The following is a 19,002-nucleotide window of genomic DNA, read 5'->3' as shown; positions in this document are numbered from 1 at the left end:
TCGTCTTCGTTCCACTCGTAGAAGGGGAAGTCGACAATCCAGGCAAGCGCGAAGCGCTCGCGATCGACCAGGCCGAGCTCCTCGCCGGCGCGCGTGCGTGCCGCGCCGGCAAAGGCCGCGAACTTCTTCGGGTCACCGGCAGCGAAAAAGCAGGCATCGCCGTCTTCAAGACCGAGTTGGGTGCGGATCGCCTCCGTGCGCTCCGGGCCGATGTTCTTGGCGATGGGGCCGGCGCCTTCAAGCCCCTCGCCCTCCTTGCGCCAAAAGATGTATCCGAGACCGGGCTGCCCTTCGCCCTGCGCCCAGGAATTCATGCGATCGCAGAAAGCTCTGGAACCGCCGGTCTTGGCCGGAATGGCCCACACCTCGGCCTTCTCGTCATTGGCGAGAATGTTGGCGAAAACCTTGAAGCCCGAACCGCGGAAATGCTCGGACACATCCTCCATCTCGATGGGGTTTCTTAGATCCGGCTTGTCGGACCCGTATTTGCGCATCGCCTCGTCATAGGGAATGCGCGGGAACACGTCCGTCACCGGCTTGCCGTCGGCGAACTCTTCGAAAATACCGCGCATGACCGGTTCCATGGTCTGGAACACGTCCTCCTGCTCGACGAAGCTCATCTCCAGGTCGAGCTGGTAGAACTCGCCCGGCAGGCGGTCGGCGCGCGGGTCCTCGTCACGGAAACAGGGCGCGATCTGGAAATAGCGGTCGAAGCCCGAAACCATGATCAACTGTTTGTAGATCTGCGGCGCCTGGGGCAAAGCGTAGAACTTGCCCTCGTGCAGGCGCGACGGCACCAGAAAGTCGCGCGCGCCTTCGGGCGATGATGCCGTCAGGATCGGCGTCGAATATTCGGTAAAGCCCGCCTCGCCCATGGCGCGGCGCATCTCGGCGATAATCTTCGTGCGCTGGACGATGTTCTTGTGCAGCGTGTCGCGGCGCAGGTCCAGGAAGCGGTATTTGAGACGAATGTCCTCGGGATAGTCCGGCTCGCCGAACACCGGCAGCGGCAGTTCCTTCGCTTCGGAAAGAACCTCGATCGCGCGAGCGAAAATCTCCACCGCGCCGGTCGGCAGATTCGGATTGACCGTCTCCTCGGTGCGCGCCTTGACTTCGCCGTCGACACGGATCACCCATTCGCCGCGCACACTTTCGGCGATCTTGAACGAAGGAGAATCGGGATCAGCGACGATTTGCGTCACGCCGTGATGATCACGCAGGTCGATGAACAGCAGTCCGCCATGGTCGCGCACCCGATGCACCCAGCCGGACAGGCGCACATTCGCGCCTACATCGGATTTTCTGAGTTCGGCGCAGGAATGGCTGCGATAGCGATGCATGGTCATTTCATCCGTGTCTTGGAATTGGTGCTCGAGACAGGGTAGCGCCGTCCCGGAAGGTCGGCGCGAAAAACGCATGAGAGGTGCGATTTGTCAAGGTATCGGCTCTGCACCGCGACGGGTGCGCTCCGCACCCTAGACCTTTTCTTCCGCCAGAGTGGTGCGCGTGTCGTCGGTCTCGGTCCACCATTCGCCAAGCGCATCGATCAGTGACACAAGATTCATACCGGCCGGGGTCAGATCGTACTCAACCCGCAAGGGATAACCGTCGAAGACGGTGCGCTGGACGATGCCGGCCTGTTCGAGCTTGCGCAATTCGAGTGTCAGCATTCGGTGGGAAACCGTCGGATTGTCGCGCTGCAGCTCGCTAAAACGCTTGGTCCCATCCTTAAGGTAATAAATGAGCAGCGTTGGCCATCGTCCGCTCAGCACGCGCATCACCTCCTCGATGGGACAGCGCGAAACCAGATCTTTCATGGCAAGGTCCTGCCTGAGGTTACAAAAAAGTGCGTAATTTACATAGGAGCCTAACCCGCTAGGTTCCAGCCTCGCTGCGCAGCGTGATCACCGAGAAATCACGGAGAACGATAAATGGAACCGATTCTTGTTTATGGCTTCCCGGCGGGAAGCTCTATGGGGCTCGTTGCCGCGCTTGAATGGCTGGACAAACCCTATCGGCTATGCCGGGTCGATATGTTGGGTGAAATGCGCGAACCGTCCTATGCGCGCATCAACGCTCGTCACGAGACACCGGCGCTGATCACCGACGCGGGGATCGCATTGTCCGAAACCATGGCAATAGCCGCCTGGCTCGAGGCACGGGACGACGGAAGGCGGATCAGCTTTGACCCGCGCACGCCCGAGGCAGATCGCATGCACCAGCTCATGGCCTATATAAACACCGGATTCACGTCGGCCTTCGGGCCGCTCTGGGTTGCCATGGAGATGGAAGATCTCGATCCGCAAACAAAAGAAGCGCTGCGTACCTTCGGCCGCGAGGCGGTCATGGAGCGTCACGACAAGCTCGAAGCCATGGTGGGAGACGGGCCGTTTCTCGTTGCAGACCGCCCCACACTGGCAGACGGTCTTTTCGTCGGTGTCGCTCGCTGGCTGGATTTCCACGAGGTCGCCGCACCCGAACGCTGGCCTAAACTGACCGCCATCCGTCGGCGGATCGAAGCAGAGCCGGCCGTCGCCTACGCGCTCGCACTCGAGGACGGCAAGGACGCGACCGGCACAGGCGCTTGTCGGGGACATGTTCCGCTCAACGAGGTCATCGAGCGTTTTGGTACATAAGGCAATGTGGGCGGCGGCGCAGTTAAGGCCGCCGCCCGCGTCGCCCTTCATGCCGGCCCGCGCGACAAGCTGGGACGATCGGCCCGGCCCACTGGCACAAGAGAATTGGTACAGGACGACCTATAGCTCGATGATGAACGGTGCGATCCTGCGCGCCTCCCAGCACCGGGCCTTTCTGCCATGTCCAGCCTTCGCCCGCTGATTCCGCTTCTCGTCGCCGCAGGCATCCTGTTGGCGGGCAACGGACTTCAAGGCACGTTGATCGCGCTTCGCGGCGCGGCCGAAGGCTTTTCAGAAACCACGATCGGCCTGATGGGCAGCGCCTATTTCGCGGGATTTCTCATCGGCTGTCTTTATGTGCCGCATCTTTTGCGCGCCGTTGGTCATATTCGCGCCTTCGCCGCGCTCGCAGCCCTTGGCGCCGCCGGCGCGCTGTTTCTCGTCCTCTTCGTCGATCCGGTGGCATGGATCGCCGTGCGCTTCCTGTCCGGTATCTGCTTCTCCAGTCTGTTCACCACCATCGAAAGCTGGCTCAATTCGGCTGCAGCGAACACCAACCGGGCACGCGTACTGGCTGTCTACCGCATCATCGATATCGGCGCGGTCACCGGCTCGCAATATATGATCCCGGGCCTTGGCATCGACGGCTTCACCGCTTTCGCCGTTATGGCCATGATGATCACCTTGTCCCTGGTTCCCGTTTCAATGGCCGACCGTTCCAACCCCAAGCTACCGGCCGAGCTGCGTCTGGACCTCGCTGCCGTGTGGCGCATCTCACCGCTGGCCGCTTTCGGATGTTTCGCTGTCGGTCTCACCAACAGCGCCTTTCGTATCGTAGGACCGATTTACGGCCAGTCCATCGGCCTCAGCGTTTCCGAGATCGCCACCTTCATGAGTGCCGGCATCGTTGGCGGTGCGGTGATGCAGTATCCGCTGGGCGCACTCTCCGATCGTCACGATCGGCGGCTTGTCCTCCTCGGCACCACCGTCGGCGCATTCATCTGCGCCCTCGTTATCGTCTGGTTCGCCGACGACAGCCGCAATGCGAACATGCTGCTCGTTTTCCTGTTCGGCGCCTTCGCCATGTCCCTCTATTCGCTCTCCGTCGCCCATGCCAACGACCATGCGCAAAAGGATCAGTTCGTTCAGCTCGCCGCCGGCCTCCTGTTCTTCTATTCGTTGGGTGCGATGGCCGGTCCGTTGCTGGCATCGCTGCTCATGCAGCGTTTCGGCCCGCACGCGCTCTTTTCCTATACCTCCATCGTCTATGCCGCGCTTATGGCCGTCACACTCTATCGCATGAGCGTGCGCCCTTCCGTTCCTGCCGCCCGCCGCCGCCGTTTCGCGGCTCTTCTGCGCACATCGCCTGTCTTCACGCGCATGGCGCGTCGCAGCCGCAACCAGCGCCACGCGGATGATGGATGAGCAGCTCCGCAAACCGCTTTCTTTCCTTTTTGCGCTGCATGACCTAAAGAAGCAGAATGGACCTGATTACCAAGCAAAAAGACCTCGAAGCGGCGATCTCCGACTTCAAAAAATCCGATTTCGTCACCGTCGACACAGAGTTCATTCGCGAATCGACCTTCTGGCCCGAATTGTGTCTGATCCAGATGGCCGCGCCCGGTAGAACCGCGCTTATCGACCCTTTGGCCGCCGGAATCGACCTCAAGCCTTTTTTCGCGCTGATGGCCGATGAGAGCATCCTCAAGGTTTTCCACGCCGCGCGGCAGGACGTCGAAATTATCCATCATCTGGGCAATCTCATTCCGCACCCGCTGTTCGACACGCAGGTGGCCGCCTCCGTCTGCGGTTTCGGCGACAGCGTTTCCTACGATCAGCTCGTCTCCAAGATCACGGGAGCACGCATCGACAAGTCGTCCCGCTTCACCGATTGGCGTCGCCGCCCACTCTCCGACAAGCAATTGAGCTACGCGCTGGCGGACGTCACGCATCTGATCGACGTTTATCAGCACTTGAAAAACGAGTTGGACCGCGAGGATCGCGCCCATTGGCTCAATGAGGAGATGGCTGTCCTGACGGCGCGCGAGACCTATGACCCGCATCCCGACGATGCGTGGAAGCGGTTGAAGCTCAGAATCAAGAAGCCCATCGACTTTGCCGTTCTTCAGCGTGTGGCCGCCTGGCGCGAACGTGAGGCGCGCGAGCGCAACGTGCCGCGCGGGCGCGTCATCAAGGACGACGCAATCTATGAAGTGGCGCAGCAACATCCCCGCGACAGTGAAGCACTCGCCCGTCTACGCACCATTCCGAAAGGCTGGGAGCGCTCCGGTGCCGCTGCCGGGCTTCTCGACGCCGTCGCGAAAGCGATGGCACTGCCCAAGGAAGATTTGCCGCGCTTGCCGCGCCCGCCCCACGCGCCCGAAGGCGCTGCGGCTGCCGCGGAGCTTCTCAAAGTGCTTTTGAAACTGGTTGCCGATCGACAAGGCGTGGCACCGAAAATGCTCGCCTCCAGCGACGATATCGACCGCATCGCCGCCGAAGGTGAGAACGCCGAAATCCCGGCCATGTCTGGCTGGCGGCGTGAGGTTTTTGGCAAGGAGGCGCTGAAACTGGTGCAAGGCCAACTTGCGCTGCGCTTCAACAACCGCAAAATCGAAGTCTTCGAGCCTGTTGGCGCCCAGAGCGAAGCTGCGGAGTAGCACAGTCTATCTGGATACGCCTTGATGAAAGGCTCCGCTGCGGTCCGGCAACCTCAGCCCTCCGCCACTTCGAGCGCGAGTTTGAGCCCCGTCACCTTGGCGAGATGCCCCATGCGACCGACCGGACGCTCGCCCATGAGCGCTCTGTGCGACTTCGGGATCAGAAGCACGATGGTGCCATCGTCGCGCTTTTCCCATTTGAGCTTGGGAATGATGCCGGGCATCGAGGCCGTCAACAGGTAAATTACACGCAAAAGCCCGCCCAGAACCCGCGCGCGCTCCACATAGCGTGGCGTCGCAAGCTGGCGCATACGCGGAGACAGTGCGTCGTTGAACAATCCCTCATGGCGAAAAAGATTAGAGAGCGCGATAAAGGCGCGTCCCGGATGGTCGATGCCGATGAACGAACCGTGGGCGATGATGTTCAGCGATTGCGTGCCGCGATACTCGGGATGCGCCCGCCAGCCGATATCGGCCAGAAGACATGCCGCCTTGCGGTAGCGTGCCTCTTCTTCGGTTTCCTCGATGCCCAGCGCCTTCAGCGCTGGGCCGCTCCATTCGGCCAGTTCGCGCGCATGCGTTACCGAACGCGACCGCAACACGGCCAGCTCTTGCGCTGCCGAAAGCAAGGGATCGCGCCTGCGATCCTCCTCTTCCAGCAGCGAATAGAGATAGCCTTCACGTACGCCAAGGGCGGAGAAGATGATGCTGGAGGGGTTCGACGCCTTGATGATTTCCTGCAACACAGTCGCGCCATAGGGCAGCAGCGTGCGGCGGTTCTTGGAGATGTGGCTGATGCCGGCGAAACGGTCGACGCCATCGGCGACGCGCTTGAGAAAATCGACCGACTGCTGGATGTCCATTTCGTAATGGTGCATCACTTCGAGCGGATAGCCGGTTTCGAGCATGTGCAGGCGAGCGAGATTTCGCCATGTGCCGCCCACGCAATAGAAGGGACGCCCCGCTCCATCTTTCATCCACGGCGCGCGGGCCAGCTCATCGCGGGCGATGCGTGCCGCCCTGGCAACGGAATTCTTCGCCATCTCCTTCAGACGGAGACCTCCGAGCGGCAGGGTGATGCCGTCACCCATGCTATGCCCCTCGACCTCGACGAGTTCGAGACTGCCGCCACCCAGATCGCCCACGATACCGCTCGGCTCGTGGAAACCCGACATGATGCCGAAGGCCGAGTACTTCGCCTCCTCGCGGCCGGAAAGCACGCGAATGTCGGTTCCCAGAATTTCTTCCGCCCGCTGGATGAAATCCGGACCGTTCTTGGCCTCGCGAGCTGCAGCGGTGGCAAGCACATGAAGCGATTGCGCGCCGGCCTGCTCGGACAGCGCGCGGAAACGCCGGAATTCTTCGACCGCCCGCGTTACGCCCTCCGGATCGAGCTCCCCCGTGGTGACAATGCTTTTGCCCAGTCCGGCCAGCATCTTTTCGTTGAACAAAACGCTCGGAGAACGCGCAACCCCCTCGTAGATCACGAGGCGGATCGAATTGGACCCGATATCGATGACCGAAACGGGACGCCGGTCCTGAAGCCGGCCCTGAGATTCAGCTATGCCCAAGAGAAAGCGCTCGTCAGTCCGCTGGAGAACCGGCCTCGCCGTCCGCTTTCTTGCGCTTCTTGAACGCGGTGATCCGCTTCGGCGCATGGGACTTCAAGGCATTGCCACGACCGGATAGGCTCGGATTCGTCATGAAATATTCCTGAGCGTTGAACGGTTCTTCTCCCTCGTCGGGCATAATGCGCCGAGAGGTGCCGTCCGGCAATACTTCAAAGCTCTGCTGGTTGTCCATGATGTTTCCGAGCATAATTTGCCCGAGCACCTGCTCGTGCACAGTCGGATTGGTGATCGGCACCATGGTTTCCACCCGGCGGTCGAGATTGCGCGGCATGATATCGGCCGACGAGATATAGACGATCGCCTCGTCGGACGGCAGGCCGTGGCCATTGCCGAAACAATAGATGCGGCTGTGCTCGAGGAAGCGCCCGACGATGGATTTCACGCGGATGCGCTCCGACAGGCCGGGCACTTGCGGACGCAGGCAGCAAATGCCGCGCACCACCAGATCGATCTCTACCCCCGCCTGCCCCGCTTCATAGAGCGCATCGATCACCAGCGGATCGACCAACGAGTTCATCTTCATCCAGATTTGCGCCGGACGGCCCGAGCGGGCGTGTTCGATTTCGCCACGGATATGGTCGAGCAGCCGATTGCGCAGCGAAAAAGGCGACACCGCGATACGCATTTCTCCATCGGGCTCCGCGTAGCCGGTGATGAAGTTGAACACCTGTGCCACGTCACGGGCGATCTCCGGATCATCCGTGAAATAGGAGAGGTCCGTGTAGATCCGCGCGGTAATCGGGTGATAGTTGCCGGTGCCCAGATGACAGTAATTGCGTAACTTCCCCTCTTCGCGGCGCACCACGAGCGACATCTTGGCGTGCGTCTTCAACTCGATGAAACCGAACACGACCTGCACGCCGGCGCGTTCCAGATCGCGCGCCCAGCGAATATTCGCCTCCTCATCGAAGCGTGCCTTCAACTCCACCAGCGCGGTCACCGACTTGCCGGCCTCCGAGGCCTCGATCAGTGCGCGAACAATGGGACTGTCGTTGGACGTGCGGTAGAGCGTCTGTTTGATCGCCACCACTTCCGGATCCTGCGAAGCCTGACGGAGGAACTGCACCACAACGTCGAAAGATTCGTAGGGGTGATGGACAATGATGTCCTTCTCACGAATGGCGGCGAAGCAATCGCCGTTGTGTTCGCGGATGCGTTCGGGGAAACGCGGATTATACGGCGGGAAAAGAAGGTCTTCGCGCGGCACCTTCACGACTTCTGAAATCTGGTTTATCGCCAGTGGCCGTTCGAGAACGGTGATGCGCGTTTCGGCCACGCCGAGCTCGCTGGCCACGAAATCGCGAAGACCTTCGGGCATTTCGTTGTCGAACTCGATGCGTATCACCGAACCGCGGCGCCTGCGCTTTAGCGCGGATTCGAACAGACGGACGAGATCCTCGGCCTCTTCCTCCACCTCGATATCGCTGTCGCGAATGATGCGGAACGTGCCTGAACCGATCACCTGATAGCGCGGAAAGAGTTTGCCGATAAACAGGTTGACGACGTCTTCCAGCGTGATGAAGCGTACCGTGCCGCTGCGTTCGGGCAACTGTATGAAGCGCTTGAGCGCCACCGGCAGGCGAAGGAGCGCCGTCATCGGTTCCAGCTCGCCCTCGTGCTGCAGCTCGAGCGCGATGGAGAAGCCCAAATTGGGAATGAACGGGAACGGATGCGCCGGATCAATGGAGAGCGGCGTGAGAACCGGAAAGATCGCTTCCATGAAATGATCTTCCAGCCACCGCACATCGGCATGGTTCAATGCGTCGGCGCGCACAATGTCGATGCCTTCCCCGCTCAGAAGGGCGAGGAGCGCATTAAGACTTTCGTGCTGATCGATCTGCAGCCGCGCCACTTCGCGCAACACATGTTCGAGCTGCTCGTCGGGCGTGCGGCCGTCGGCGCTGCGCGTTGCGATCTGCTCGCGCACCTGGCCGGCAAGACCGGCAACGCGAACCATAAAGAATTCGTCAAGATTGTCGGCCGAGATCGACAGGAAGCGCAGGCGCTCCAGAAGCGGATGGTTTTCGTTCTGCGCTTCATCGAGAACGCGCCGGTTGAACTGGAGCCAGGAAAACTCGCGATTGACGAAACGGTCCGGACTGGCGCCGGCGATTTGACCCGCAGCACCCGCCTCCAGCGAAAACTCGTTTCGGACCGGCTTCAGTTCATTCATGATCCTGCTCGCGCCTTTTACCCAAATACTGTCGCGACTTACCCGCCGCCAGTCTATCTGGTGACATGGTTTTGCGACAGTTTCATATCATAGGGTTGCAAAGATGCAGTTTATGCTACAAACGCAGGCAACTTTCCAACGCATTCCAAGCGGGAGACGACGATGGCCGGATCAGCCATTCCCCATTTCCAGAACAGCAGCGGACACCGGGCAATCGAGATCGGCGTGAAGGAGTTCATGTGCGTCGGCGCGAATCCGCCTTTCGATCATCCGCATGTGTTCATCGACATGGGTGATGAGATCGAGCGGGTCTGTCCCTATTGCTCGACTCTTTACCGCTACAATCCGGCGCTGAAGGCTGCTGAGACGAAGCCTCAGGGCTGCCTTTTCGACGAGGCGGCCTGATCGGCCGACCAGGCCGATGCATCCCGCGCCAGCCACCACAATCGTTGGCGCCGGCATCGCCGGACTGACGACTGCGCTTGCTATGGCGCGGCATGGTGTTTCCACGCGCATCTACGAGCGTGCGAGCGAATTCCACGAAATCGGCGCAGGCCTTCAGCTTTCGCCCAATGCAACGCGCCTCCTGGCGCGGTTGGGCGTGCTCGACGCGCTTGAGGCGACCGCCGTGTGCCCGCAGGCCGTGGTCCTGAAGAAAGCCAAAACTCTCTCTCCCCTCGCCCAGATCCCCCTCGGAGCCGCCGCCGAGATGCGTTGGGGAGCCCCCTATCTGGTGGCGCATCGCGCAGACCTGCAGAAAGCACTTCTCGAGCGCGCGCAGAGAGAACCCCTGATCGAGATCGTCGCCGGTGCGCTTGTCGAAAGTGCCGCGTTTGACGAGGGGAGCGGCGTTCGCTTCCGCCTTGTGCGCGACGGCAGGAGGGAGGATGTCCGAACGCGGCTCCTGATCGCAGCCGACGGCGTCTGGTCGCATCTGCGCCATCATGTACGCAACGCGGTGCGCAGCCGTTTCACCGGCTATATCGCCTGGCGTGCAACGCTTCCGCTAGACGAAGCCCTGGCGGCAGGCAACGGGGCTATCGAGGCCGACCGGGTGGTCGCCTTCATGCACCCCAATTTTCATCTCGTAGCCTACCCCATCAGCGGTGGCGCATCGATCAATCTGGTTGCCATCCTACCGGGCACGGTACCGCTGACAAGCTGGACGCAGCATGCCGACGACACATTTTTGCGAAACAGCCTTGCCCTTACCAATCCGGTTCTGGGCCGGCTGGCCGCGCGTGCGGAAAATTGCTGGACTGCTTGGCCAATCCATGAGGTGCCCGCAACCGGCGCCTGGGCGCACCCTGAAGGAATGGTGTTGATCGGCGACGCGGCCCACGCCGTCCCGCCATTCGCCGCACAAGGTGCCGGTATGGCCATCGAAGATGCGGTCGTGCTCGCCGACCTGCTCGCTTGTCACAGAGGAGCGCCTGAAACCGCACTTGCCGCCTATGAGGCCGCCCGCAAACCGCGCGTGAACCGTGTCGCCCGCCGCGGCGCCTTCAATCGCTTCACCTGGCATGCCAGTGGCCCCGTCGCGCTTGCACGCGACACGATCCTCAAAGCGCGCAGCCGGGAGGCGCTGATGGCGGATTTCGACTGGCTTTACGGGTTCGATGCACAGATCGCCCCACAAAACTGATAGGGCCGCAGGCGCAGTTTCCGCTTCTGCCGCTTCGCGGATCTTCTGGTCATACGCGATGCGCCCCGTTCCGAACGGGTAACGCGGCGTATCGCTCTTTCCACTTTCGCAGAAGGGTTAGTGCAGAATCTGCGACAGGAACAGCTTGGTGCGTTCGTGCTGCGGACTGTCGAAGAATTCCGCCGGGGTGTTCTGCTCGACGATCTGGCCTTGATCCATGAAGATGACGCGGTTGGCCACCTGACGGGCGAAGCCCATCTCATGCGTCACGCAGATCATCGTCATGCCCTCTTCAGCCAGATCGACCATGGTATCCAGCACTTCCTTGATCATCTCCGGATCGAGCGCCGATGTCGGCTCGTCGAACAACATGATCCGCGGGTTCATGCACAATGCGCGGGCAATCGCCACGCGCTGCTGCTGGCCGCCGGAAAGCTGACCGGGATATTTGTTCGCCTGTTCGGGAATTTTTACCCGCTCCAGAAAATGCATCGCCGTGGCCTCGGCCTCTTTCTTGGGCGTCTTGCGCACCCAGATCGGGGCCAGTGTGCAGTTTTCCAGAATGGTCAGGTGTGGGAACAGGTTGAAGTGCTGAAACACCATGCCGACCTCGCGACGCACCTCATCGATCTTCTTCAGATCGTTGGTGAGTTCGATGCCATCGACGACGATTCTGCCCTTCTGGTGCTCCTCCAGTCGGTTGATGCAGCGGATCATGGTGGATTTGCCCGACCCCGAAGGGCCGCAAACGACGATGCGCTCGCCGCGCATCACCCGCAGATTGATGTCCTTGAGCACATGGAAATCGCCATACCACTTGTGCATGCCGACAATGTCGATGGCGACGTCGGTGTCGGAGATCTGCATTTTGCTTTGGTCTGCGTGGAGCTCATCGGCCCGGACGGCGTTTTCTGATGCCATTTGTTGTTTCCCCTTGGCCTAGCGTTTGTGGCCGGTGTCGAGCCGGCGTTCCATGAAGATAGAATAGCGTGACATGCCGAAGCAGAACAGCCAGAACACGAAGCCGGCAAACACCAGGCCCGTGATAGGAGTCTGTGGTGATGCCCAGTTCGCATCCGCAAAGTTCTGCCGCACGGCGCCCAGAAGATCGAACATGCCGATGATGTAGACCAGGCTTGTATCCTTGAACAGGCCGATAAACGTGTTGACGATGCCTGGAATGACCAGCTTGATTGCCTGCGGAAGGACAATGAGGTTCATCTTCTTCCAGAAACTCAGGCCCAGCGCATCAGCACCCTCATACTGCCCCTTTGGGATCGCCTGTAGGCCACCCCGGATCACCTCAGCCATATAAGCGGAAGCGAACAGCGCCACCCCGACCAGCGCACGCAGAAGCTTGTCGAACGTGGTGCCCGGCGGCAGAAACAGTGGCAGCATGACGCTCGCCATGAACAGGATGGTGATGAGCGGCACACCGCGAATGGTTTCGATGAAGACGACACAGACAAGCTTCACCACCGGCATCTGTGACCGCCGCCCCAGCGCAAGCAGAATGCCGAGCGGAAACGACACCGCGATGCCGACATAAGCAAGCACCAGTGTCACGAGAAGTCCGCCCCACAACGGCGTCGGCACCGGCCTCAGCCCGAAAGCTCCGCCGGTCAACAGGAAGAACCCGATAATCGGGAATACGACGAAGAGCAGGATGGCGTTCAGCCCCTTGCGCGGCACGCTGGGTACAAGCAGCGGCACCAGAAGCCCCACGAAGAGAAAGCCCGTCAAATAGACGCGCCAGCGCTCGTCCATCGGATAGCGCCCGAACATGAACTGCTGGAACTTCGCGTCGACGAATGCCCAGCATGCGCCCGACCAGCCTTCCGGCCGCACGCCGCCCTGGACCACGGTGGCGCAGACCGACCGATCCGAGCCGTTCCACTGGGCATCGATGAACGCCCACTGGATCAGCGGCGGCACGATCATGACGATCAAGGCGATGCCGAAAATCGTGAAGATGGTGTCCGTAAAGTTGGCGAAGAGGTTTTTGCGCAGCCACGACACGGGGCCGTGGTCGGAGACCGGGGGCGCCTGATTGGCCACCATCTCGGCGCGGACGAAGGAAAGATCGTGTTCTTGCATCTTACCGCTCCACCAGCGCCATGCGCGCATTGTACCAGTTCATCAACGCCGCCGTTCCCAGGCTGAGCCCGAGATAGACGACCAGCCAGATCGCCACGACCTCAATCGCCTGACCGGTCTGGTTGAGTGTCGTGCCACCCGTCGCGACCAGGTCGGGATAGCCGATGGCTACGGCCAGAGACGAATTCTTCGTCAGATTGAGATATTGGCTGGTCAGCGGCGGAATGATGATCCGCAGCGCCTGCGGGATTATCACCAGCCGCATGGACTGTCCGGATCGCAGGCCCAGCGCCTGCGCCGCCTCGCTCTGGCCGTGACTGACGCCGAGCACCCCAGCGCGCACGATTTCGGCAATGAACGCCGCCGTATAGAACGAAAGCGCCAGATAGAGAGCCAGAAATTCCGGCCGCACCTGAATGCCGCCTTGCAGATTGAAGGTCGAAAGCGCCGGAAATTCAAAGCTCAGCGGCAAGCCGGTGACGATGAAAGCCAGAAGCGGCAGACCGACAATCAAGCCGGCACTCGTCCAAAACACCGGAAATTGCTCGCCTGTCGTCATCTGTCGCTTGTGCGCCCAACGACGCACGAAAAAGGCGAAGACGAGCCCGAGGACAAGGCCGAGCAGAACCAGCCAGGCTCCCTCTCCCCACAGGAAGCGCGGGAAATAGAGGCCGCGACTGTTCAGATAAGATCCGAGCGGCAGGTCGATGCTTTCCCGCGGCGATGGCAGCACGGAAAGAACGCCGAAATACCAGAAGAAAATGACGAGAAGCGGCGGAATGTTGCGAAACACCTCGACATAGACGAGGCAAATCCGGTTGATCAGCCAGTTTTTCGATAAACGGCCGATACCGATGATGAAACCGATGATCGTCGCTGTAAGAATCCCGATAATGGCGACGCGCAGCGTGTTCAGGAACCCCACGAAGAGCGCGCGGCCATAGGTGGAATCGGACGAATATTCAACCAGGCTGTCGCCGATGTCGAAGCCGGCCCGCCCCTGGAGGAAATCGAAACCGGAAGCGATGTTGGCACGTTGAAGGTTGGCTGACGTATTGCCGATGATCCAGTAGATCAGAGCGACCAAGCCAGCGAAAACCAGGACTTGATAGGCAATTCCTCGAACGCGCGGATCATAGAACAGCGGCACACGAGGCGCCGCGCCCTCCACAGTTGATTGCGGGGTGGCCATGGCTATCCTCACCAGGAATGGCGAAAGGCGGCGTGAACCGCCTTTCACGCATTATGTTGACGGAAACCGATCAGCGGATCGGCATACCGTACTGAAGGCCACCCTTCGTCCAAAGAGCATTGATGCCGCGAGAGATCTTCAGTGGGCTGTCAGCCCCCACATTGCGTTCGAAGATCTCGCCGTAATTGCCCACATGCTTGATCGCCCGCACGGCGAAATCGTTGGTCAGGCCGAGATCGGTGCCGAGCTTGGAGCCGTCTTCCGTGCCGAGCAGACGACGGACCTCGGGGTTGTCCGAGTTCATCTTCTCCTCGAGATTGGCCTGGCTCACGCCCAATTCCTCGGCGTTCACCAACGCGTAGTAGACCCATTTGACGATATCCAGCCACTGGTCGTCTCCATGACGTACCACGGGACCAAGCGGCTCCTTGGAGATGATCTCCGGCAGGACGATGTGATCGTCAGGATTGGTGAGGTTGAGGCGCACCGCATAAAGGCCGGACTGGTCGGTCGTGTAAACGTCGCAACGTCCGGCATCGTAGGCCGCGTTCACCTCTTCGAATTTCTCGAAAACAACAGGGCTGTATTCCATGTTGTTGGCCTTGAAATAGTCGGCCAGGTTAAGCTCCGTCGTGGTTCCCGCCTGCACACAGACTGCAGCACCCGAAAGCTGAAGCGCGGAATTGATGCCCTGCAACTTCTTCGCGTTGATCATGAAACCCTGGCCGTCGTAATAGGTTACGCCGGCGAAGTTGAGACCGAGGGCCGTATCGCGGCTGATGGTCCAGGTGGTGTTGCGCGAAAGTACGTCGACTTCGCCCGACTGGAGCGCGGTGAAACGGTCCTTCGCGGAAAGCGGCGTGAACTGGACGGCTTCGGGATCGTCAAAGATGGCGGCGGCGACGGCGCGGCAGAAGTCCACGTCAAGGCCCTTCCAGTTGCCTTGGTCGTCGGGTGCGCTGAAACCGATCAGGCCGGTGTTGACGCCGCACTGGACGTGGCCCTTCGCCTTCACATCATCCAGCGTGGCTGCGGAAGCCGGCACGGCAAACATCGCGACCGCGGCCGAGCCGAGCAACGCTTTGACAAAATTTTTCATAGTTTCGAACCCTTTTTTCTGTGTTCGGGCTTATCCCCTGACATTTTCAGTGCGGAAGCAGGCGAATGAACCAAACCGGACACTCCAGGACGGAGCATCGGTCCCAAAAGGCAAGCGGACACGCGCTTCCTCTCCCACGCACTGGTTCCATCGAATGCCATAAATCTCTTTGGGTCAAGAGCCAAAGACCCTTGCTCCAGAAGCAATCTCGCCATCCATGCCCGGTTGACGGGCCGCCGACAATGGCGTTCCATCCGAACGCCCTTCTGCCTCTTTTCAAGCCACTCTTCACAGCGTTTACGCGCTCTGGGCGCGTCCGCAGACAATCAAGCGATAAGGTTCCATGAACGACAAAAGCGATACTAAAGTCGGAGACAACACGCGGCTCGCCCATATGGGCAATGATCCGCGCGCTTTCCACGGTTTCGTAAACCCGCCGGTGGTGCATGCATCGACGGTGCTTTTCCCCGACGCCGAGACCATGGCTTCGCGCAACCAGAAGTACACTTACGGAACCCGCGGCACCCCCACCAGCGACGCGCTCGCCGCGGCGATGAACGAGCTTGAAGGCGCTGCCGGCACCGTCATCGTGCCATCGGGCCTAGCCGCCGTCACCGTTCCCCTACTCGCCTTCCTGTCAGCGGGCGATCACGCGCTGATCGTCGATTCGGTCTACCATCCAACCCGGCATTTCGCCGACACGATGCTGTCGCGCCTCGGTGTGGAGGTGTCCTATTACGATCCAATGGCGGATGCGGGCATCGCCGCATTGATGCAACCCAATACCAAAGTGGTCCTCACCGAGGCGCCCGGTTCCGGCACGTTCGAGATGCAGGACATTCCGGCCGTCGTCGAGGCGGCGCACAAGGCCGGCGCCATCGTGATGATGGACAACACATGGGCGACACCCCTTTTCTTCCGCCCGCTCGACCACGGTGTCGACATCTCCATCCAGGCATCGACCAAGTATCCCGGCGGCCATTCCGATGTGCTTCTGGGCACGGTCTCGGCCAGCGAAGCGTGCTGGGAACGGCTTTTGGAAACCCACGGAGCTCTGGGCGTCTGCGCGGCACCGGACGATGTTTATCAGGTGCTGCGTGGTTTGCGCACCATGGGCGTGCGGCTGGAACGCCACCAGAAGAGCGCGCTGAGCCTGGCACGTTGGCTGGAGGGACAAGAGGGCGTCGCCCGTGTCCTTCACCCCGGGCTCGAATCGCATCCCGGCCATGCGATCTGGAAACGCGATTTTTCCGGTGCCAGCGGCCTCTTTTCCATCGTGCTGGACGGCGGCGGCCAAAAACAGGCTCACGCATTCCTCAATGCGCTAAAATATTTCGGCCTGGGCTATTCCTGGGGCGGCTATGAGAGCCTTGCCGTGCATGTACAGCTAAACGACCGCGCCGTGGCGCAAGCACCGGCGGAAGGTCCGGTGATGCGCCTGCAAATCGGCCTTGAAGACACAGCGGACCTCCAAGCCGACCTGACCCGCGCCCTTGCCGCAGCCTCAAACGTCTGAGGCTGACGGCGGCAACCGGAGACCTGGCGCGTACACGCTAGTGTCACGCGCGCGGCTCGGCGCTGGTGGGCCTTTCGCAAGAACTATGCGGTGCGGATGGCATGACAGCATCCGCCCCCGATGCCGCCATACGCTTGATATTTTTGCCGCTGTCTTTGAAGTTCTGCTTCCTAGGGCACTCCCGTTTGCCGCTCAGGCGATGCCTGCACGATGCCTATGCGATGCGAAGGAACAATGCCATTTCACCGTTGATGCGGGCGAACGGTTCAGCTATGAAGGCGGCGTGTTGGCGCTTTGCCGCCCTCGCAACGGCCGGCACCCGTAGCTCAGCTGGATAGAGCGCTGCCCTCCGAAAGAAAACGTGCAGGACATCGGGTGACCGCAAATAGAAATGAAATCAACCGCTTAAGGAGATCACAAGAACAGGAATCCGCGCTAACTCACCAAAAACTCACCAGGCAATTTCGGGTTTTTGGATGGGATTGGCGCCAATGTCAGAACTGGATTGAGGGAAAGTTTCTGGGATGTTCCCACGTGATCCGACGGCTTCAGCTTGGTGTCCCAGACGGGGCGACAAACGCTGTTGACGGTGACAGGATACACAAGTTACTCAACGAATAGGCACCCGTAGCTCAGCTGGATAGAGTGTCGGCCTCCGAAGCCGAAGGTCACAGGTTCGAATCCTGTCGGGTGCGCCACCCTCCCAAAAAATAGCTACACATCATGAAAGTTCGTGTTCGGTAGAACGTAGTGCGGCTCTCGTGTGCTCGGCTGTACAGGATAAACTGTCATTTGGTGCAGCGGCATATCGAAGAGATGGTCTGTTCACTACATCCCCGAAAGACACCTCAGGAGTGGTCGCTGGACCTGCGATCCATCGCGGATGTAGGATGTGATTACTTCAGCCTATTCGATCTTGGTGGTCACCGTAAGAATGGTGGCAAAGGCCGCAGCCCGGCTACAGAAGCTATTGTTCACCTTCCAATCTTCCATATCGCGAGCTTCTCACTTCCAATTAGCGAAAGGTTGACTTCCAATCAGCCGAACTTGATAGTTCCAACTGTCCGAAAGATTCGGGGATGGGATGTTCAAACGGTTTGTCGAGCGGCGGGCGGAAGAAGCCCTTTCAGATACGCCTGTAGTGTTGATCGTTGGCCCTCGCCGCGCCGGCAAGACCACGCTAGTTCGAGAGGTGGGAGAGCCCAGCCGAGCCTATATCACGCTTGACGACCAGACAGCGCTCGAGGCAGCTCAGTCTGATCCAGCAGGCTTTATCCGTGGCCTTGACCGGGCAACCATCGACGAAATCCAGCGCGTGCCAGACTTGCTGCTGGCGATCAAGAAGACGGTCGATGAGGATTATCGTCCGGGTCGGTTCCTGCTGACTGGCTCGGCGAATGTGCTGACCCTACCGAGGATTGCAGACAGTCTCGCCGGCCGGATGGAAACCATCCAAATGTTGCCGTTGGCACAGGCTGAAATCGAAGGCCGGACACCAACCTTCTTGGAGCGCCTCTTCGAGGGAGAGCTGAAAAAGGCAGACAATGCGATCGTCGGCGGCGATCTCGTCCGCTCCGTTCTGCTCGGCGGGTTCCCTGAAGCGATCGCCCGCGACAGCGAGCGGCGAAGGCAGGACTGGGCGCGGTCCTATCTCACCTCGATCCTCACTCGCGATCTGAGGGACATCGCCGATGTCGAGAAGCTCACGGAGCTTCCTAAGTTCGTGCGGCTGCTAGCCGAACATTCAGGCCAGTTGGTCAATTATTCGCAGTTCGGGGCCAGCATCAATGTCAGCCACAAGACCGGGCAGCGCTATGTCGGATTGCTCGAACAGGTATTTCTGATCGCGACGCTGCAGCCCTGGTTCACGAATGCGCTGAAGCGTATCGTCAAGACACCGAAGCTGCATTTCCTCGATTCCGGCCTGCTGGCGAGCGCGCGCGGCGTGACCTTCGACAGGGTGAAAGCGGATCGCGGGACGCTCGGCGCCCTGCTGGAAAGCTTCGTGTATTCGGAAGTGCTCAAGCTAATGACGGCCTCGGACCTGCGGCTGACGCCGCATCACTTTCGGGACCGAGATATGCGCGAGGTCGACATCGTGCTGGAGCGTGACAATGGCATGGTCGCCGGCATCGAGGTCAAGGCAAGTGCCACCGTCAGGTCTAGCGACTTCGCAGGCCTGCGGGCCTTGGCTGAGGCGTGCGGGGACCGCTTCGCCTTCGGCGTAGTCCTTTACGACAGCGCGGAAGTGGTACCGTTTGGGGATGGATTAGCGGCTGCTCCGATTTCAAGCCTTTGGGGGTGAACACAATGGGAGAATTTCATTTTGGAGTTGTTACGTTAGGCGCGATAG

General features: G+C 60.4%; 15 protein-coding genes, 1 tRNA gene and 1 pseudogene. 9 read left to right on the top strand and 8 right to left on the bottom strand.

Annotation, left to right across the window (positions count from 1 at the left end):
• The coding region (gene aspS, locus QZ638_RS07920) for an aspartate--tRNA ligase (RefSeq protein ID WP_295808647.1) at positions 1-1,340 on the bottom strand (1,340 nt) is incomplete at its 3' end.
• A 135-nt stretch (positions 1,341-1,475) separates the two neighbouring features.
• On the bottom strand, positions 1,476-1,817 hold the full coding sequence (locus QZ638_RS07915; protein ID WP_295808645.1) for a helix-turn-helix domain-containing protein: 342 nt from the start codon (positions 1,815-1,817) through the stop codon (positions 1,476-1,478).
• Between the two features lie 114 nt (positions 1,818-1,931).
• Between QZ638_RS07915 and QZ638_RS07910 the strand changes: the two genes are divergently transcribed.
• The 4 genes and pseudogenes from QZ638_RS07910 to rnd all read left to right on the top strand — a co-directional run bounded on the left by QZ638_RS07910 (position 1,932) and on the right by rnd (position 5,296).
• The gene (locus QZ638_RS07910; protein WP_295808644.1) at positions 1,932-2,636 is read left to right on the top strand and encodes a glutathione S-transferase family protein; all 705 of its coding nucleotides are present in this window, start codon (positions 1,932-1,934) and stop codon (positions 2,634-2,636) included.
• Positions 2,637-2,816: 180 nt separating this feature from the next.
• Positions 2,817-4,061, top strand: a complete 1,245-nt coding sequence (locus QZ638_RS07905; protein ID WP_295808642.1) for an MFS transporter — start codon at positions 2,817-2,819, stop codon at positions 4,059-4,061.
• Positions 4,003-4,152: pseudogene (locus QZ638_RS23310) on the top strand (hypothetical protein); the annotation flags it as partial. The gene QZ638_RS07905 and the pseudogene QZ638_RS23310, both read left to right, overlap by 59 nt.
• Complete coding sequence (gene rnd / locus QZ638_RS07900) at positions 4,118-5,296, top strand: ribonuclease D (protein ID WP_295808641.1); 1,179 nt, start codon at positions 4,118-4,120, stop codon at positions 5,294-5,296. The pseudogene QZ638_RS23310 and the gene rnd, both read left to right, overlap by 35 nt.
• 53 nt (positions 5,297-5,349) lie before the next feature.
• On the opposite strand, the gene ppx is transcribed toward rnd, so the two are convergent.
• Both ppx and QZ638_RS07890 read right to left on the bottom strand, forming a co-directional pair.
• The gene (ppx, locus tag QZ638_RS07895) at positions 5,350-6,867 is read right to left on the bottom strand and encodes an exopolyphosphatase (RefSeq protein WP_295808639.1); all 1,518 of its coding nucleotides are present in this window, start codon (positions 6,865-6,867) and stop codon (positions 5,350-5,352) included.
• 13 nt (positions 6,868-6,880) lie between these two features.
• A complete protein-coding gene (locus QZ638_RS07890) occupies positions 6,881-9,100 on the bottom strand; it encodes an RNA degradosome polyphosphate kinase (protein ID WP_295808637.1) in 2,220 nt (739 codons plus the stop codon).
• A 162-nt stretch (positions 9,101-9,262) separates the two neighbouring features.
• Here QZ638_RS07890 and QZ638_RS07885 point away from each other — a divergent pair, with 162 nt between their 5' ends.
• Both QZ638_RS07885 and QZ638_RS07880 read left to right on the top strand, forming a co-directional pair.
• Complete coding sequence (locus tag QZ638_RS07885; protein WP_295808636.1) at positions 9,263-9,505, top strand: zinc-finger domain-containing protein; 243 nt, start codon at positions 9,263-9,265, stop codon at positions 9,503-9,505.
• A 16-nt stretch (positions 9,506-9,521) separates the two neighbouring features.
• On the top strand, positions 9,522-10,745 hold the full coding sequence (locus tag QZ638_RS07880) for an FAD-dependent monooxygenase (RefSeq protein ID WP_295808634.1): 1,224 nt from the start codon (positions 9,522-9,524) through the stop codon (positions 10,743-10,745).
• A gap of 117 nt (positions 10,746-10,862) precedes the next feature.
• Here QZ638_RS07880 and QZ638_RS07875 read toward each other — a convergent pair whose 3' ends face one another.
• From QZ638_RS07875 to QZ638_RS07860, 4 genes are all read right to left on the bottom strand, one after another.
• The gene (locus QZ638_RS07875) at positions 10,863-11,666 is read right to left on the bottom strand and encodes an amino acid ABC transporter ATP-binding protein (protein WP_295808632.1); all 804 of its coding nucleotides are present in this window, start codon (positions 11,664-11,666) and stop codon (positions 10,863-10,865) included.
• Between the two features lie 18 nt (positions 11,667-11,684).
• The gene (locus QZ638_RS07870) at positions 11,685-12,842 is read right to left on the bottom strand and encodes an amino acid ABC transporter permease (protein ID WP_295808631.1); all 1,158 of its coding nucleotides are present in this window, start codon (positions 12,840-12,842) and stop codon (positions 11,685-11,687) included.
• A gap of 1 nt (position 12,843) precedes the next feature.
• Positions 12,844-14,034 carry an amino acid ABC transporter permease gene (locus QZ638_RS07865; RefSeq protein WP_295808629.1) on the bottom strand — a complete coding sequence of 397 codons (1,191 nt, stop codon included), beginning with the start codon at positions 14,032-14,034 and terminating at the stop codon, positions 12,844-12,846.
• A 70-nt stretch (positions 14,035-14,104) separates the two neighbouring features.
• Positions 14,105-15,133, bottom strand: coding sequence for an amino acid ABC transporter substrate-binding protein (locus tag QZ638_RS07860; RefSeq protein ID WP_295808625.1), 1,029 nt, complete (start codon positions 15,131-15,133; stop codon positions 14,105-14,107).
• 343 nt (positions 15,134-15,476) lie between these two features.
• Here QZ638_RS07860 and QZ638_RS07855 point away from each other — a divergent pair, with 343 nt between their 5' ends.
• The 3 genes from QZ638_RS07855 to QZ638_RS07845 all read left to right on the top strand — a co-directional run bounded on the left by QZ638_RS07855 (position 15,477) and on the right by QZ638_RS07845 (position 18,954).
• Positions 15,477-16,649 (top strand): cystathionine beta-lyase, encoded by a 1,173-nt coding sequence (locus tag QZ638_RS07855; protein ID WP_295808624.1) that lies wholly within the window; start codon positions 15,477-15,479, stop codon positions 16,647-16,649.
• 621 nt (positions 16,650-17,270) lie between these two features.
• A tRNA-Arg gene (locus QZ638_RS07850) sits at positions 17,271-17,347 on the top strand.
• A gap of 386 nt (positions 17,348-17,733) precedes the next feature.
• Entirely contained in the window at positions 17,734-18,954 is a 1,221-nt protein-coding gene (locus QZ638_RS07845) for an ATP-binding protein (RefSeq protein WP_295808622.1), read from the top strand.
• Positions 18,955-19,002 lie beyond the last annotated feature (48 nt).

This window comes from uncultured Nitratireductor sp. (genome assembly GCF_913053745.1).
GTDB lineage: Bacteria > Pseudomonadota > Alphaproteobacteria > Rhizobiales > Rhizobiaceae > Nitratireductor.
Note: the sequence above shows the minus strand (reverse complement) of the source record. Positions and strands in the feature narration are given on the sequence as shown.

Bases quoted from the DNA above. Each gene is read 5' to 3' on its own strand.
- QZ638_RS07915 (WP_295808645.1), bottom strand. From the start codon at position 1,817: ATGAAAGATCTGGTTTCGCGCTGTCCCATCGAGGAGGTGATGCGCGTG.
- QZ638_RS07910 (WP_295808644.1), top strand. From the start codon at position 1,932: ATGGAACCGATTCTTGTTTATGGCTTCCCGGCGGGAAGCTCTATGGGG.
- QZ638_RS07905 (WP_295808642.1), top strand. From the start codon at position 2,817: ATGTCCAGCCTTCGCCCGCTGATTCCGCTTCTCGTCGCCGCAGGCATC.
- rnd (WP_295808641.1), top strand. From the start codon at position 4,118: ATGGACCTGATTACCAAGCAAAAAGACCTCGAAGCGGCGATCTCCGAC.
- QZ638_RS07890 (WP_295808637.1), bottom strand. From the start codon at position 9,100: ATGAATGAACTGAAGCCGGTCCGAAACGAGTTTTCGCTGGAGGCGGGT.
- QZ638_RS07885 (WP_295808636.1), top strand. From the start codon at position 9,263: ATGGCCGGATCAGCCATTCCCCATTTCCAGAACAGCAGCGGACACCGG.
- QZ638_RS07880 (WP_295808634.1), top strand. From the start codon at position 9,522: ATGCATCCCGCGCCAGCCACCACAATCGTTGGCGCCGGCATCGCCGGA.
- QZ638_RS07875 (WP_295808632.1), bottom strand. From the start codon at position 11,666: ATGGCATCAGAAAACGCCGTCCGGGCCGATGAGCTCCACGCAGACCAA.
- QZ638_RS07870 (WP_295808631.1), bottom strand. From the start codon at position 12,842: ATGCAAGAACACGATCTTTCCTTCGTCCGCGCCGAGATGGTGGCCAAT.
- QZ638_RS07865 (WP_295808629.1), bottom strand. From the start codon at position 14,034: ATGGCCACCCCGCAATCAACTGTGGAGGGCGCGGCGCCTCGTGTGCCG.
- QZ638_RS07860 (WP_295808625.1), bottom strand. From the start codon at position 15,133: ATGAAAAATTTTGTCAAAGCGTTGCTCGGCTCGGCCGCGGTCGCGATG.
- QZ638_RS07855 (WP_295808624.1), top strand. From the start codon at position 15,477: ATGAACGACAAAAGCGATACTAAAGTCGGAGACAACACGCGGCTCGCC.
- QZ638_RS07845 (WP_295808622.1), top strand. From the start codon at position 17,734: ATGTTCAAACGGTTTGTCGAGCGGCGGGCGGAAGAAGCCCTTTCAGAT.